The 14,084-nt window shown below is 54.5% G+C and carries 15 protein-coding genes, 1 tRNA gene and 2 rRNA genes; 9 read left to right on the forward strand and 9 right to left on the reverse strand.

The genetic code is table 11. From position 1 onward, the window contains the following. Window positions 1-129 (forward strand): 23S ribosomal RNA (locus AC0TN7_RS06320); the annotation flags it as partial. Window positions 130-198: 69 nt separating this feature from the next. After that, a 5S ribosomal RNA gene (rrf, locus tag AC0TN7_RS06325) occupies window positions 199-314 on the forward strand. 244 nt (window positions 315-558) lie between these two features. On the opposite strand, the gene AC0TN7_RS06330 is transcribed toward rrf, so the two are convergent. The 6 genes from AC0TN7_RS06330 to aspA form a co-directional block, all read right to left on the reverse strand. After that, window positions 559-634 (reverse strand) — tRNA-Phe (locus AC0TN7_RS06330). 127 nt (window positions 635-761) lie between these two features. Beyond that, on the reverse strand, window positions 762-1,337 hold the full coding sequence (locus tag AC0TN7_RS06335) for a transcriptional regulator (RefSeq protein WP_407859347.1): 576 nt from the start codon (window positions 1,335-1,337) through the stop codon (window positions 762-764). Window positions 1,338-1,386: 49 nt separating this feature from the next. Continuing rightward, window positions 1,387-3,084 (reverse strand): protein-disulfide reductase DsbD, encoded by a 1,698-nt coding sequence (locus AC0TN7_RS06340; RefSeq protein WP_417927960.1) that lies wholly within the window; start codon window positions 3,082-3,084, stop codon window positions 1,387-1,389. Beyond that, on the reverse strand, window positions 3,060-3,383 hold the full coding sequence (gene cutA / locus AC0TN7_RS06345; RefSeq protein WP_014168278.1) for a divalent cation tolerance protein CutA: 324 nt from the start codon (window positions 3,381-3,383) through the stop codon (window positions 3,060-3,062). The genes AC0TN7_RS06340 and cutA overlap by 25 nt, the downstream gene beginning before the upstream one ends. Window positions 3,384-3,496: 113 nt before the next feature. Then, complete coding sequence (locus AC0TN7_RS06350; protein WP_024907357.1) at window positions 3,497-4,798, reverse strand: anaerobic C4-dicarboxylate transporter; 1,302 nt, start codon at window positions 4,796-4,798, stop codon at window positions 3,497-3,499. A gap of 115 nt (window positions 4,799-4,913) precedes the next feature. Next, window positions 4,914-6,350: an aspartate ammonia-lyase gene (gene aspA / locus AC0TN7_RS06355; RefSeq protein ID WP_003855923.1), complete on the reverse strand. Its 1,437-nt coding sequence runs from the start codon at window positions 6,348-6,350 to the stop codon at window positions 4,914-4,916. Window positions 6,351-6,685: 335 nt separating this feature from the next. On the opposite strand from aspA, the gene AC0TN7_RS06360 reads away from it, so the two are divergent. Next, window positions 6,686-7,150 (forward strand): FxsA family protein, encoded by a 465-nt coding sequence (locus tag AC0TN7_RS06360; RefSeq protein WP_024907356.1) that lies wholly within the window; start codon window positions 6,686-6,688, stop codon window positions 7,148-7,150. A 34-nt stretch (window positions 7,151-7,184) separates the two neighbouring features. Here AC0TN7_RS06360 and yjeH read toward each other — a convergent pair whose 3' ends face one another. Beyond that, a complete protein-coding gene (yjeH, locus tag AC0TN7_RS06365) occupies window positions 7,185-8,426 on the reverse strand; it encodes an L-methionine/branched-chain amino acid transporter (protein ID WP_473701932.1) in 1,242 nt (413 codons plus the stop codon). Window positions 8,427-8,605: 179 nt separating this feature from the next. Here yjeH and AC0TN7_RS06370 point away from each other — a divergent pair, with 179 nt between their 5' ends. The 3 genes from AC0TN7_RS06370 (at window position 8,606) to AC0TN7_RS06380 (ending at window position 11,062) form a co-directional block, all read left to right on the forward strand. Further along, window positions 8,606-8,899, forward strand: a complete 294-nt coding sequence (locus AC0TN7_RS06370; protein WP_003855929.1) for a co-chaperone GroES — start codon at window positions 8,606-8,608, stop codon at window positions 8,897-8,899. Window positions 8,900-8,930: 31 nt separating this feature from the next. Beyond that, window positions 8,931-10,574 (forward strand): chaperonin GroEL, encoded by a 1,644-nt coding sequence (gene groL / locus AC0TN7_RS06375; RefSeq protein ID WP_023310114.1) that lies wholly within the window; start codon window positions 8,931-8,933, stop codon window positions 10,572-10,574. 134 nt (window positions 10,575-10,708) lie between these two features. Next, complete coding sequence (locus AC0TN7_RS06380; protein ID WP_024907354.1) at window positions 10,709-11,062, forward strand: DUF4156 domain-containing protein; 354 nt, start codon at window positions 10,709-10,711, stop codon at window positions 11,060-11,062. Window positions 11,063-11,109: 47 nt separating this feature from the next. On the opposite strand, the gene epmB is transcribed toward AC0TN7_RS06380, so the two are convergent. Beyond that, on the reverse strand, window positions 11,110-12,138 hold the full coding sequence (gene epmB, locus AC0TN7_RS06385; RefSeq protein WP_049123429.1) for an EF-P beta-lysylation protein EpmB: 1,029 nt from the start codon (window positions 12,136-12,138) through the stop codon (window positions 11,110-11,112). Between the two features lie 40 nt (window positions 12,139-12,178). Here epmB and efp point away from each other — a divergent pair, with 40 nt between their 5' ends. The 3 genes from efp to ecnB all read left to right on the forward strand — a co-directional run bounded on the left by efp (window position 12,179) and on the right by ecnB (window position 13,189). After that, a complete protein-coding gene (gene efp, locus AC0TN7_RS06390; RefSeq protein ID WP_010427766.1) occupies window positions 12,179-12,745 on the forward strand; it encodes an elongation factor P in 567 nt (188 codons plus the stop codon). A 57-nt stretch (window positions 12,746-12,802) separates the two neighbouring features. Beyond that, entirely contained in the window at window positions 12,803-12,934 is a 132-nt protein-coding gene (locus tag AC0TN7_RS06395; protein ID WP_048990206.1) for an entericidin A/B family lipoprotein, read from the forward strand. 108 nt (window positions 12,935-13,042) lie between these two features. Beyond that, window positions 13,043-13,189, forward strand: coding sequence for a lipoprotein toxin entericidin B (gene ecnB, locus AC0TN7_RS06400; protein WP_003025482.1), 147 nt, complete (start codon window positions 13,043-13,045; stop codon window positions 13,187-13,189). 37 nt (window positions 13,190-13,226) lie between these two features. Here ecnB and AC0TN7_RS06405 read toward each other — a convergent pair whose 3' ends face one another. After that, window positions 13,227-13,826, reverse strand: a complete 600-nt coding sequence (locus AC0TN7_RS06405) for a helix-turn-helix transcriptional regulator (RefSeq protein WP_420277679.1) — start codon at window positions 13,824-13,826, stop codon at window positions 13,227-13,229. Window positions 13,827-14,084: the final 258 nt, after the last annotated feature.

A 14,084-nucleotide genomic window follows, 5' to 3' on the forward strand; every position in this document is an offset into this window, starting at 1 on the left:
AGATGAGTTCTCCCTGACTCCCTGAGAGTCCTGAAGGAACGTTGAAGACGACGACGTTGATAGGTCGGGTGTGTAAGCGCAGCGATGCGTTGAGCTAACCGATACTAATGAACCGTGAGGCTTAACCTTACAACGCCGAAGCTGTTTCGGCGAAGAGACAGAGACGATTTTCAGCCTGATACAGATTAACAGAATTTGCCTGGCGGCTTTAGCGCGGTGGTCCCACCTGACCCCATGCCGAACTCAGAAGTGAAACGCCGTAGCGCCGATGGTAGTGTGGGGTCTCCCCATGTGAGAGTAGGGAACTGCCAGGCATCAATTAGAAGAACCCCGCACCGTAAGGCGCGGGGTTTTTTGCTTTGTGCGTCAGAAATCATGGCGGATGGCGGCTTCGCCTTATCCTGCCTGCAAAATCCGAAGGCCCGGTAAGCGCAGCGCCACCGGGCAGACCAGACCGCACGATCTTACTGGAAAGAGATACAGGAATATAAAAACAGGGAAGGTTTTGATAAACGCAGAAAAGCAAAAACCCAGCCATAGGCTGGGTTCTTTAAATAGTGGTGCCCGGACTCGGAATCGAACCAAGGACACGGGGATTTTCAATCCCCTGCTCTACCGACTGAGCTATCCGGGCAACGGAGCGCATTAAACCGCAATCACGCTCTAGCGTCAACATTATTTCGGGAAAAGCTGTTCAACTGCTTAAGTTTGCGGCAATCTGGCGGTTTACGCGCCGAATACGTCGAATTTAACAGGTTCGCTTACGTCAATGCCCCGCCCATACGGCACTGAGCAAAGCGCAGAATATCTTCCGCCAGCCGGTGCGCCGTATCCACGTCGGCCTGGCTACGGTTCACCAGCATGCGGCTCAGGCAGCCCTCCAGCACCAGCTCCATCTGTTTCGCCACCATTGCCGGGTCATCCACTTCCAGCGTGGTCAGTAGCTCGTGGGTGAAGTCATGTGCCGCCCGTTTTTGCTGATCCGCCAGCTGATGGACAGGATGGCCTGGGTCGGGAAAATAAGTGCAGGCGGCGATGAACAGACAACCCGGGTACCGGTTGTTGCTGACACATTCCGTCAGGGCGGTATAGCGCGCCAGCAGCTTTTGTTCCGCAGTCAGTTCTTCATTCAGCATCAGCTGCCTGCGCCAGACATCAACCTGCTGGCTGAGATAGCGCAGGGCATCATAAACGAGCGCCTCTTTATCCGGCCAGAAGCGCTTAAGATCATCCACGGGGTAATCGATACGGTCGGCTACCATCTCAAGCGTGGTGCTGGCGATCCCTTGAATCTCAAGTAATTGCAGGGCTTGTCCCAGTACGTCTTCACGTTGCACGGTTATCTCCTCCGCTATTCCCAACGGTTTGTCCCGTTTAAAGTGTTGTTTACGGTTGGCGATTGCGCAAATGCGCGTTAAATGCCGCTGCATCCATAAACCCGGTTACACGCTGTTCTGGCTGCTCCTGGCCCTGCTGATTGAAGAACAGAATGGTTGGCAGCCCGAGCACGTTAAGCTGCTTCAGCAGAGCCTTATCCTGCGCATTATTGGCGGTCACGTTCGCCTGAAGCAAAACGGTCTCTTTCAGGGCACTTTGCACCTGCGGATCGCTAAAGGTATATTTCTCAAACTCTTTGCAGGCAACGCACCAGTCGGCATAGAGATCGAGCATCACCGGTTTGCCTTTTGCCTGTGCGAGCGCGCTGTTGAGCTCATCAACGTTCTTAATCTGGATGAAGTTCAGATGCGCCTGCGTCTGGTCTACCGGCGAGCCGAACGCCCAGTCCTGAAGAGGACGCACGCTCACCAGCGCGGCGGCGAGCAGGAGGATTTGCACCAGGCGCATCCACGCTTTTTTCGCCCCCAGACTGACGATAAACGCCCAGGAGAAGAATGCTACGCCGAGCATCGCCCACAGACGCAAACCCCAGACGTCGCCGATGATACGCTCGAGGAGGAACACCGGCAGCGCCAGAATCACAAAGCCAAACGCGGTTTTCACCGTCTCCATCCACGGGCCGCTCTTCGGCAGAAGTCGATTGCCGAAAACCGTGACCAGAATCAGCGGTAGGCCCATGCCCAGCGCGTAAAGGTACAACGTACCGCCGCCAAGCCACAGATTCCCGCTCTGGGCAATATAGAGCAGGATGGCGCTCAGCGGTGCGGTGGTGCAAGGGGAACAAATTAAACCAGCGATGGCTCCCATCGCGAATACCCCACCCGCCGAGCCACCCTGCTGGCGATTACTCATTAGCGTTAAGCGAGTTTGCAGAGACGACGGTAACTGCAGGGTAAACAGGCCGAACATCGACAGAGCCAGCAGGATAAACACCACCGATAAGCTAATAAGGACGTAAGGATGCTGCAGTGCGGCCTGGAACTGTAACCCGGCAGCGGCAACCACAAGGCCAAGGGCCGTGTAGGTCAACGCCATGCCCTGCACATAAATAAAGGCCAACAGCAGGGCGCGGGCGGTGGAAAGCCGTTGCTTACCGCCCAGCACGATGCCAGAGATGAGCGGATACATCGGCAGCACGCACGGCGTAAAGGCAATGCCGATACCGATCAGCAAGGCCCACAGCGCGGAGAACGGAAGGTCTGACGCGGCTTCACTTTTACCGCTCTCCCCAGAGGGGAGAGGGGAGAAAGCGGCGGCAGCCTTAACTTCGCTGAGTGGAACGACCTTCGTTTCAGGCGGATAGCAGAATCCCGCGTCCGCGCACCCCTGATAGGTCACCGTCAGGGTCGCACCTTTATCCGCCTGATTCACCGTAACAGGCAAGCTCAGGCGCTGGCGGTAGATTTCACTCTTGCCGTAGAACTCGTCCTCATGCCACTCGCCAGAGGGCATCTGTAAAGCGCCCACGCTGGCCTGAGCAGGCGTAATGCTTACCTGCTTGCGATAGAGGTAATAACCCTCTTTCACCTGCCAGTTGAGCGTAAGGTCATGCTGGTTTTGCTGAAAATCGAAAACGAAAGCCTGGTCGGCAGGGATGAAGTTCGAACGGCCGGGCGCGTCAAACAACCCGGCAAAAGCTGACGTGCTGCACAGCAGCAGGATCAGCGTAAGGAAGCGTTGAGCCATGAGAGATAGTCGTTATCGCCATGAACCACTGGCAGGACCAGCAGCTCCGGGGTTTGGTAAGGATGATGAGATTTGAGGCAGTCCAGGAGAGCCTGCTGATTCGCCAGATTAGTTTTGAGCAACATCTGAACTTCGTACTCTTGCTCCAGCTTGCCTTCCCAGTAATAAAGGGAGGTGGCACCGGGGAGGAGCGTCACGCAGGCTGCCAGTTTTTCGGCCAGCACTTTGGCGGCGAGATCCTGGGCAGAGGCTTCATCAGGGGCGGTACACAGTACGACAACAGCATCAGGCGTGTTCACAAGTCGACCTCCTCATCACGAAAGTCTTCACTATATCACGCAAGGCGATTGGTCATTAATGAAACGGGCCGCAGAGCGGCCCGATTTTAACTATTTTTACAACCACTCACCGTTTACAGCACCACGCCGCCAATGATAAAGCCGAGGATCACGCAAAGCGAAATGGCAACCACGCCCGGGATCAGGAACGCATGGTTAAACACATACTTACCGATACGGGTTGAGCCTGTGTCGTCCATCTCCACCGCCGCCAGCAGGGTTGGGTAGGTTGGCAGAACGAACAGGGCAGAAACCGCCGCGAAAGAGGCAATCGCCGTCAGCGGGGTAACGCCCAGCATCAGTGCCGCAGGCATCAGCGCTTTGGTGGTCGCCGCCTGGGAGTAAAGCAGGGTAGCGGCAAAGAACAGCACCACCGCCAGCAGCCACGGATAGTTGTGCAGCAGGTCGCCTGCTACGGTCTGAATGTCGCTGATGTGCGCTTTCACGAAGGTATCACCGAGCCACGCCACACCCAGCACGCACACGCAGGCGCTCATACCGGATTTGAAGGTGCTGGCGTTCAGCACTTCGCTGGTGTCGATTTTACAGGTGATGCTAATCAGCGTCGCGATGGTCAGCATAAACACCACAATCGCTTCGTTACGCGGCAGGACCGGGTTCTGGATCAGGCCCACGGTATCGCTGATGGCGGTCGCATAGAACATGACGGCGACAATCCCAATCAGGAACAGTAGCACGGAGCGCTTCGCATGTGGCTTCAGCTCGAAGACCTGGCTGCCGCGCAGGCTCACTTCACCTTTTGCCAGACGCTCCTGATAAACCGGATCGTCTTTCAGTTCAGCGCCGAGGAAGTTACACAGCACGGCAGTAATCATCACTGCAATCAGCGTCACCGGGATACAGATCGCCAGCAGCGTCAGGTAGCTCACGCCCATCGGTTCAAGGATACCGGCGAAGAAGACCACCGCAGCGGAAATCGGCGAGGCGGTAATCGCAATCTGGGACGCGACGACGGCAATAGAGAGCGGACGAGACGGACGGATACCCTGCTCTTTCGCCACTTCGGTAATCACCGGCAGCGTGGAGAAGGCGGTGTGGCCCGTACCGGCGAGAATGGTCATAAACCAGGTCACCAGCGGGGCAAGGAAGGTAATGTATTTTGGATGGCGGCGCAGCATACGCTCCGCCAGGCTCACCAGGTAGTCCATACCGCCTGCCACCTGCATGGCGGCGATAGCGGCAATAACGGCCATGATGATTTCGATAACGTCAAACGGGATTGCGCCGGGTTTAATCTGAAAGATAAGGGTAAGAACGAGCACCCCGAGACCACCAGCAAAACCGATGCCGATACCCCCGAGTCTTGCTCCCAAATAAATCGCCAACAAGACGATGACGAGTTCTGCTCCAAACATAAGGACCTTCCTTGCTTATTAACAAGTTGATATTGAATTGTTGTATTTCGGTAACGCCTAAAAAGAAAAAAGGCACGTCACAAGTGACGTGCCTTAAGAAGCCTAGCCTGAACGGTTACTGTTCGCTTTCATCGGTATATCGTTTTGCTTTATATGCCGGGTGCATCAGGTTCTGGGCCGAGAAGATATCGTCCAGCTCCGCTTCGGTCAACAGCCCGCGCTCCAGCACCACTTCACGTACGCTCTTACCGGTTTCGGCACAAATCTTACCGACGATGTCACCGTTGTGGTGACCGATGAACGGGTTGAGGTAGGTGACGATCCCGATGGAGTTATAGACATAACCCTCACAGACTTCTTTATTCGCTGTGATGCCGTTAATGCATTTTTCCAGCAGGTTGTAGCAGGCGTTGGTCAGGATGTGGATAGATTCAAACATCGCCTGGCCAATCACTGGCTCCATCACGTTCAGCTGCAGCTGACCCGCTTCAGAGGCCATGGTCACGGTTGTATCGTTACCGATGACTTTGAAGCAAACCTGATTCACCACTTCTGGCACAACCGGGTTCACCTTGGCCGGCATGATGGACGAACCCGCCTGCAGCTCTGGCAGGTTGATTTCGTTCAGGCCAGCGCGCGGACCGGAGGAAAGCAGGCGCAGGTCGTTACAGATTTTGGACAGTTTCACTGCCAGACGTTTCAGGGCGCTGTGTACCATGACGTAGGCGCCGCAGTCGGAGGTCGCTTCAATCAGGTCTTCTGCAGGCACAACCGGCAGGTTAGAGACTTCAGCCAGCTTCTGTACCGCCAGCTGCTGATAGCCATCCGGGGTGTTCAGACGTGTACCGATGGCGGTTGCGCCCAGGTTCACTTCCAGCAGCAGCTCGGAGGTGCGCAGCAGGTTTTTGGTCTCTTCGTTAAGCAGCACGTTAAACGCGTGGAATTCCTGGCCGAGGGTCATCGGCACCGCGTCCTGCAGCTGGGTACGACCCATTTTCAGGATGTCCTGGAACTCAACCGCTTTACGCTGGAAGCCATCACCCAGTTGGTTGATCGCATCCACCAGTTTCACTACAGAGGCATACACCGCGATACGGAAGCCGGTAGGGTAAGCGTCGTTGGTGGACTGGCATTTGTTAACGTGGTCGTTCGGGTTAAGGTACTGGTATTCACCTTTCTGGTGACCCATCAGCTCCAGGCCAATGTTTGCCAGTACTTCGTTGGTATTCATGTTGACGGAGGTGCCCGCGCCGCCCTGATAGACGTCAACCGGGAACTGGTCCATGCATTTGCCGTTGTTCAGCACTTCATCGCAGGCTGCGATAATCGCATTTGCCGCGCTTTTAGGAATGGTTTGCAGCTCTTTGTTGGCCAGGGCTGCGGCTTTCTTCACCATCACCATGCCACGGACAAACTCAGGGATGTCGCTGATTTTGCTGTTGCTGATGTAGAAGTTTTCAATCGCTCTCAGAGTGTGAACACCGTAGTAGGCATCCGCTGGAACTTCCCTGGTACCCAACAAGTCTTCTTCGATACGAATGTTGTTTAACATGTGAACCTTCTTTTCAAGCTGCCGATGGATTGTACTAAACACACAGTATTTATGTGGTTTTGAATATTTTCTGGCCGACGATTATTCCCTCAATCAGCCAGATGTTCGAGATCATATGCTGATGATAGCGAATTGCCGTAAGCTGGATCACTTATTATCGAGCCGATTCCATGATAATTATTAATCTGTGAAATGGGTCACCGCTTTAATATTTCCAAAAAAAATATCCGTGCAAACTGATTGAATTTTCGCTAACCGTCACCATCTCATACAAACGCGCGTCGCGAACACATTCAGACAGGGGCCCGCCGGCCCTTGCCACACAGGAGATGCCAGTGCGCTGGATACCGTTTATTGCTTTCTTTCTCTATGTTTACATTGAGATTTCCATTTTCATCCAGGTTGCCCATGTGCTGGGCGTCCTGCTGACGCTGATTCTGGTGATTTTCACCTCCGTCATCGGCATGTCGCTGGTGCGTAATCAGGGTTTCAAAAATTTCCTGTTAATGCAGGAGAAGATGGCCGCAGGCGAAAGCCCGGCAGCGGAGATGATCAAAAGCGTATCGCTGATTATTGCGGGGCTGCTGCTGATCCTGCCGGGGTTCTTCACCGACTTCCTCGGCCTTCTGTTGCTTCTGCCGCCGGTGCAAAAGCACCTGACCATGAAGCTGCTGCCGCATCTGCGCTTTAACCGTATGCCTGGCGGTGGGTTCAGCACCGGGCCAGGCGATACCTTTGAAGGGGAATATCAGCGTAAAGATGAACAGCACGACCGTTTAGACCATAAAGACGATCGGTGATAGATTTGCCCGGTGGCGCTTCGCTTACCGGGCGCTACTGGTGCGCATCGCGCTTCGGTAAAAACAGCCACAGTCCTACCAGCATGACAATCGCGTACAGACTCTTCCATCCCACCATCGCCAGCAACAGCAGGCAAAGCCCACCCCCGATGACCGCCAGTGTTTTATAGCGACCTTGCAGCAAACGACATCCCGCCAGCATGCACAGCAGGTAGATCATAATGAAAATGCCGTTGGCGTAGACGATCAGCGCGTCCAGATTGATCTTCAGTGCGTAAATACACAGCGTGCTCAACACGCAGCAGCCCAGCACGGCATTCAGGGCATTCAGCGGAAGCTGGCGTTTAGACAGGCGCGCGAGGCGATTCTCAGGTTTGTCGAGCGCATGCGACCACACCAGCCGGGCAAAGCTCTGGATATAAATGTTGAGGCTGGCAAAACAGGCCAGATAGCCGATGACGCAGGCGATCCACAGCGCCTTCACACCAAACAGATTAACCACGATACCCGGCAGCGATGCCGCGGCGGCGAGATCCGCGCCGAACGCGTGGAAGTGCAACACCAGCACGGTACACGCCCAGTAGACCGTGCCTGCCAGCAGCAGGCCTATCATCAGCGCCCGGGGGAAATCGCGCTCAGGCTGCTTAAATTCAGAGGCAAGATGGGCAAAGGCTTCCAGACCCACAAAACACCAGAACATGACGGAGAGCGCGGCGAAAAGCTGTGAATGATCGACGTCTGTCACCGCCGGGAAGGGAATTTCCTTGATTGTGATATCGCCCGCCCACCAGATAGCGGCAACGAGCGCGACAATCAGCACCGCAACCAGCGTCTGCAGGTTGGCGCTGGAGCGGGCCCCGCGAGAGCCTACCCACCAGACGATAGCCAGCGTGCCCAACTCGGCCAGCAATAACTGCTCGTTATGCCAGCCAAACAGCGCCTGACCAAAGCCGGTCGCAATATGCAATGCCGCAGGAAGGCCAACCGGAATGACGGAGAGAAACAGCCAGCCGGTGACACGCTGCAGCCGCGGCCCAAAGGCCAGACCGACAAAGTGCGCCACGCCGCCCGCGCTGGGGAAATGCCTCCCCAGGATGGCAAACACAATGGCTATCGGGAAAACCAGTACAATCAGCGCTGGCCACGCCCACAGGCTATTATTTCCCGCGACCAGCGCCGCCAGTGCCGGTACGGCAAACACGCCCGTACCTAACAAGGAGGTTGAGAGCAGGCCAACGCCCTGCGCCAGCCCTAACTCCTGCTTGAGTCCACTCATTGACATCGCCCTGCCAGTACCAAAAGAGAGGCGATGGTAACACTTTCGCAAATTTTTTTTTCAACTCCCCCTTGAAGGGGTAAAAAGCTATCCCCATCTCTCAGGGCACTAGTCGGAAAACCGCTTGCGGGCCGGCGTCATCCATAACTGATAATGACTTTCTCAAAGGAGAGCTATCAATGAGTATTCGTCCGTTACATGATCGTGTGATCGTCAAACGTAAAGAAGTTGAAACCAAGTCTGCTGGCGGCATCGTTCTGACCGGTTCTGCAGCAGCCAAATCAACGCGTGGCGAAATCATCGCTGTCGGTAAGGGCCGCATCCTGGAAAACGGAACTGTGCAGCCGCTGGACGTTAAAGTTGGTGACATCGTAATTTTCAACGATGGCTACGGCGTGAAATCCGAGAAGATCGACAATGAAGAAGTGTTGATCATGTCCGAGAGCGACATTCTGGCAATTGTTGAAGCGTAATTTACGCACGAGAATTTGAGGAAATAAGAACATGGCAGCTAAAGACGTAAAATTCGGTAACGACGCTCGTGTAAAAATGCTCCGCGGCGTAAACGTACTGGCAGACGCAGTTAAAGTGACCCTGGGCCCGAAAGGCCGTAACGTAGTGCTGGATAAATCCTTCGGCGCGCCAACCATCACCAAAGATGGTGTTTCTGTAGCACGTGAAATCGAGCTGGAAGACAAGTTCGAAAACATGGGCGCGCAGATGGTGAAAGAAGTTGCCTCTAAAGCGAACGACGCTGCAGGCGACGGTACCACCACCGCGACCGTTCTGGCGCAGGCTATCATCACTGAAGGTCTGAAAGCCGTTGCTGCGGGCATGAACCCAATGGATCTGAAACGTGGTATCGACAAAGCTGTCGCCTCCGCTGTTGAAGAACTGAAAGCGCTGTCCGTACCGTGCTCTGACTCTAAAGCCATTGCTCAGGTTGGTACCATCTCCGCTAACTCCGACGAAACCGTAGGTAAACTGATCGCAGAAGCGATGGATAAAGTCGGTAAAGAAGGCGTGATCACCGTTGAAGACGGTACCGGTCTGGAAGACGAACTGGACGTGGTTGAAGGTATGCAGTTCGACCGCGGTTACCTGTCCCCATACTTCATCAACAAGCCTGAGACTGGCGCTGTTGAGCTGGAAAGCCCGTTCATCCTGCTGGCTGACAAGAAAATCTCCAACATCCGCGAAATGCTGCCAGTGCTGGAAGCCGTTGCTAAAGCAGGCAAACCGCTGGTTATCATCGCTGAAGACGTTGAAGGCGAAGCGCTGGCAACTCTGGTGGTTAACACCATGCGCGGCATCGTGAAAGTGGCTGCGGTTAAAGCACCTGGCTTCGGCGATCGCCGTAAAGCGATGCTGCAGGATATCGCTACCCTGACCGGCGGTACCGTGATCTCTGAAGAGATCGGTATGGAGCTGGAAAAAGCGACCCTGGAAGACCTGGGCCAGGCGAAACGCGTTGTGATCAACAAAGACACCACCACCATCATCGATGGCGTGGGTGAAGAAGCCGCTATTCAGGGCCGCGTGGGTCAGATCCGTAAGCAGATCGAAGAAGCGACTTCCGATTACGACCGTGAAAAACTGCAGGAGCGCGTAGCGAAACTGGCTGGCGGCGTTGCGGTAATTAAAGTCGGTGCGGCGACCGAAGTTGAAATGAAAGAGAAAAAAGCACGCGTTGACGATGCCCTGCACGCGACCCGTGCTGCGGTAGAAGAAGGCGTGGTTGCGGGTGGTGGCGTTGCGCTGGTGCGCGTGGCCGCTAAACTGGCTGGCCTGACCGCTCAGAACGAAGATCAGAACGTGGGTATCAAAGTTGCGCTGCGCGCAATGGAAGCGCCTCTGCGTCAGATCGTGTCCAACGCCGGTGAAGAGCCATCTGTTGTGGCGAACAACGTTAAAGCGGGCGAAGGTAACTACGGTTACAACGCGGCAACCGAAGAATACGGCAATATGATCGACTTCGGTATCCTGGACCCAACTAAAGTAACCCGTTCTGCTCTGCAGTATGCGGCCTCTGTTGCTGGTCTGATGATCACCACCGAGTGCATGGTGACCGACCTGCCAAAAGGCGATGCGCCTGACTTAGGTGCTGCTGGTATGGGCGGCATGGGCGGAATGGGCGGCATGATGTAATCGTGCGCTCTACGTCGTAGAATGTGAAAAACCCCCGGGCAGAAATGCTCGGGGGTTTTTCTTTTGGTCATCTTTTAGGTATAAGATTTACACACGGACAACTACTGTCCAGCTTATTGAAAACGAGGAATAACATGCGCGTAAAAGTCTGTGCAGGGATTGTAGGGGCAGCATTGCTGCTGGCGGGTTGTAGCTCCAGCAATGAGCTGTCGGCAGCGGGCCAGGGTGTTCGCTTTGTGGAAGATAAGCCAGGCAGTGAATGCCAGCTGTTAGGCACGGCAACCGGTGAGCAAAGCAACTGGATGTCTGGTCAGCATGGCGAAGAAGGTGGCTCTATGCGCGGTGCGGCGAATGCCCTGCGTAACCAGGCTGCGGCAATGGGTGGCAACGTGATTTACGGCGTGAGCAGCCCAACGCAGAGTATGCTGTCCAGCTTCGTGCCGACCGCCAGCCAGATGAGCGGCCAGGTCTACAAGTGCCCGAACTGATTGCCTTTTTCCCTCTCCCTGTGGGAGAGGGTTAGGGTGAGGGGAAACTAGTGCTGCCGCAGCTGCAAATCCAGCGGCGTCTTGCTCGGCTCTCCGCCAATCTCGCGTGCCAGCTTCGGCACCATATAGCCTGAAACCAGCGTTAACAGTTCGCGCATAATCTGCCGGGCTTCTTCGTCCGTCACCATGAAATGGGCCGCGCCCTGAACGCGATCCAGCACGTGCAGGTAATAGGGCATCACGCCCGCATCAAACAGGGCATTGCTCAGATCGGCCAGCACGCGGGCGCTGTCATTGACGCCGCGCAGCAGCACGCTCTGGTTCAGCAGCGTCACGCCCGCTTTACGCAGTCGCGCCATCGCCGCGCGAAACGCATCGTCAATTTCGTTCGCGTGGTTAATATGGTTCACCAGCAGCACCTGCAATCGGGACTGCTCCAGGCGTGACACCAGGCCGTCCGTGATACGTGCCGGAATAACAATCGGTAAACGGCTGTGAATGCGCAGGCGCTTAATGTGCGGGATGGCTTCAAGCTGAGTCAGCAGCCAGTCCAGCTCATGATCTTTTGCCATCAGCGGGTCGCCGCCGGAAAAAATAATCTCATCCAGCTCCGGATGGGCGGCGATATAGTCCAGCGCGACCTGCCAGTTGCGTTTATTGCCCTGGTTTTCGGCATAAGGGAAGTGCCGACGGAAGCAATAACGACAATTTACCGCACAGCCGCCTTTTACCAGCAGCAGGGCGCGGTTGAGATATTTGTGCAGTAAACCGGGCACCACGCTGTTCTGCTCTTCCAGCGGATCGGTGCTATAACCCGGCGCGGTGACAAACTCATCCTGTGAAGTAAGCGTTTGTTTTAATAGCGGATCGTCGGGATTGCCTTTCTCCATCCGCGCCACAAACGCGCGGGGAACGCGCAGGGCGAATAGGCGCTTTGCCTCGCGGCCTGCAAGCAACTCTGGGTGCTGATCGAGGTCTAAAAGACGCAGCAATTCATCAGGACTGGTGATTACATCGGCAAGTTGCGATAACCAATCTTCTCTGGACGGGGTGTTTAGGGTTACAATATGCGCCATTTTGTGGCTTAGCTACCAGTTAACAAATTTAGAGGGCCTTATGGCAACGTACTATAGCAACGATTTTCGTGCTGGTCTTAAAATCATGATGGACGGCGAACCGTACGCGGTTGAAGCCAGCGAATTCGTTAAACCAGGTAAAGGCCAGGCATTCGCACGCGTTAAGCTGCGCCGTCTGCTGACCGGTACCCGTGTTGAGAAAACCTTCAAGTCTACTGACTCCGCTGAAGGCGCTGATGTTGTTGATATGAACCTGACCTATCTGTACAACGACGGTGAGTTCTATCATTTCATGAACAACTCCACTTTCGAACAGCTGTCTGCTGATGAGAAAGCGGTAGGTGACAGCGCTAAATGGCTGCTGGATCAGGCTGAGTGCATCGTGACCCTGTGGAACGGCCAGCCTATCGCTGTGACCCCACCAAACTTCGTAGAACTGGAAATCGTTGAAACCGATCCAGGTCTGAAAGGTGATACCGCAGGTACCGGCGGTAAACCAGCCAAACTGTCTACCGGCGCCGTGGTTAAAGTGCCACTGTTCGTACAGACTGGCGAAGTGATCAAAGTGGATACCCGCTCCGGCGAATACGTATCCCGCGTGAAGTAATTTACGTATGATTGAAGGCGCAGCGCCCGCTGCGCCTGATTCTTGCAGGCAGGGATGATGAAACGTACCGTTAAAATTCTGCTTCTGTTAGCGCTTTCCTGCGCATTGCTTTCCGGCTGTAACACCACGCGTGGAATGGGACAAGACATCCAGGATCTCGGCCATATCATTTCTCACGCCGCCAGCTAAGTTCGTCTAATTTTCCTAAAAATGCGTCCTTTTCCGTCAACCGGCGGGATCTTGTCTATTCTTAAGTTGCTATACACAAAACAACTTTGGCTATAAAAGGAAGATATTATGGTTAAGAAGACAATTGCAGCGATCTTTTCAGTCCTGGTACTTTCTTCAGTGTTAACGGCCTGTAATACCACGCGTGGCGTCGGTCAGGATATTTCTGAAGGTGGTAGCGCAATCTCTGGTGCAGCAACAAAAGCTCAGCAGTAATGAATAAACGGTACGGGACCAGTCGGGTTTCGTACCGTCAGCTTTCCGATTCCTGCAGGGATAAAAACGGAGAAAAACGCGTATCCATATGCAATTTCATGCGGATATTGCGTTTATAGGTATAGACCGTTTTTCCGTTGATACTCAGGTTAGCGGCAATTTTTTGATTGCTCGCGCCGTCCATCCACAATGTCAGCACCTTCTCTTCCTGCCGGGTCAGCAAGGGGGCGGCGGCCGCTGGCCTTTCAGCACATGAGCGCGAGATCAATGCGTCGTTGATAACCGTTGCCACTTCTTCGAGACTGGCGTTTTTCAACAACGACGACCACACCGGGAACTGTCCGAGCCAGTCTGTCATGCCGCTGTCCTCTCCCGATTGCAGCAAAATAAACGGTAATCGTTCACTGGCGTTAAGCAGGGACGAGAGCTGCTGAAAATGGTGAATGTCCTGCCTGAAGCCGTACAGGTCAGCAATAACCAACGTAGGTTTCCATTGCAGAATGTGTTCTCTGGCAAGAAACAGATTATTCAGCCCGGTCACAACGTAGTGTCCCGGGAACAAACCGGAATGATTGAGCCATGCTTCAAACCCCGTGCGGGTGAAGTGACAACGGTCAATCAAAAGAATTTTGAACATATTTTATTCGCAGTCGGCTAGTGGTTTGGCTTCCTGCCATCAGAAAGCACATCATCATAGAGAAGTCGGATGAGTGCTAAAAGCCGGAACTCCGCGCCATACTGCGGCTATTTCTTGCCTTAACGTGTTCAGCAAAAAATGATTGAAAAAAAATAGCACGCTAACCACAATAGGTGGCGTAATCTCTGCCTTACGGGACGACCCGTAAGCGTTTCTTTCACCGGGGACGGCCCCAACTTGTATTAAGTTAAGGAGCCT

The organism is Enterobacter sp. PL_is511, from assembly GCF_055816065.1.

What these genes read in the sequence shown, in the direction of transcription:
- AC0TN7_RS06340 (WP_417927960.1), bottom strand. Translation starts at nt 3,084, where the DNA reads ATGGCTCAACGCTTCCTTACGCTGATCCTGCTGCTGTGCAGCACGTCA.
- AC0TN7_RS06350 (WP_024907357.1), bottom strand. Translation starts at nt 4,798, where the DNA reads ATGTTTGGAGCAGAACTCGTCATCGTCTTGTTGGCGATTTATTTGGGA.
- aspA (WP_003855923.1), bottom strand. Translation starts at nt 6,350, where the DNA reads ATGTTAAACAACATTCGTATCGAAGAAGACTTGTTGGGTACCAGGGAA.
- yjeH (WP_473701932.1), bottom strand. Translation starts at nt 8,426, where the DNA reads ATGAGTGGACTCAAGCAGGAGTTAGGGCTGGCGCAGGGCGTTGGCCTG.
- AC0TN7_RS06370 (WP_003855929.1), top strand. Translation starts at nt 8,606, where the DNA reads ATGAGTATTCGTCCGTTACATGATCGTGTGATCGTCAAACGTAAAGAA.
- groL (WP_023310114.1), top strand. Translation starts at nt 8,931, where the DNA reads ATGGCAGCTAAAGACGTAAAATTCGGTAACGACGCTCGTGTAAAAATG.
- AC0TN7_RS06380 (WP_024907354.1), top strand. Translation starts at nt 10,709, where the DNA reads ATGCGCGTAAAAGTCTGTGCAGGGATTGTAGGGGCAGCATTGCTGCTG.
- epmB (WP_049123429.1), bottom strand. Translation starts at nt 12,138, where the DNA reads ATGGCGCATATTGTAACCCTAAACACCCCGTCCAGAGAAGATTGGTTA.
- efp (WP_010427766.1), top strand. Translation starts at nt 12,179, where the DNA reads ATGGCAACGTACTATAGCAACGATTTTCGTGCTGGTCTTAAAATCATG.
- AC0TN7_RS06395 (WP_048990206.1), top strand. Translation starts at nt 12,803, where the DNA reads ATGAAACGTACCGTTAAAATTCTGCTTCTGTTAGCGCTTTCCTGCGCA.
- ecnB (WP_003025482.1), top strand. Translation starts at nt 13,043, where the DNA reads ATGGTTAAGAAGACAATTGCAGCGATCTTTTCAGTCCTGGTACTTTCT.
- AC0TN7_RS06405 (WP_420277679.1), bottom strand. Translation starts at nt 13,826, where the DNA reads ATGTTCAAAATTCTTTTGATTGACCGTTGTCACTTCACCCGCACGGGG.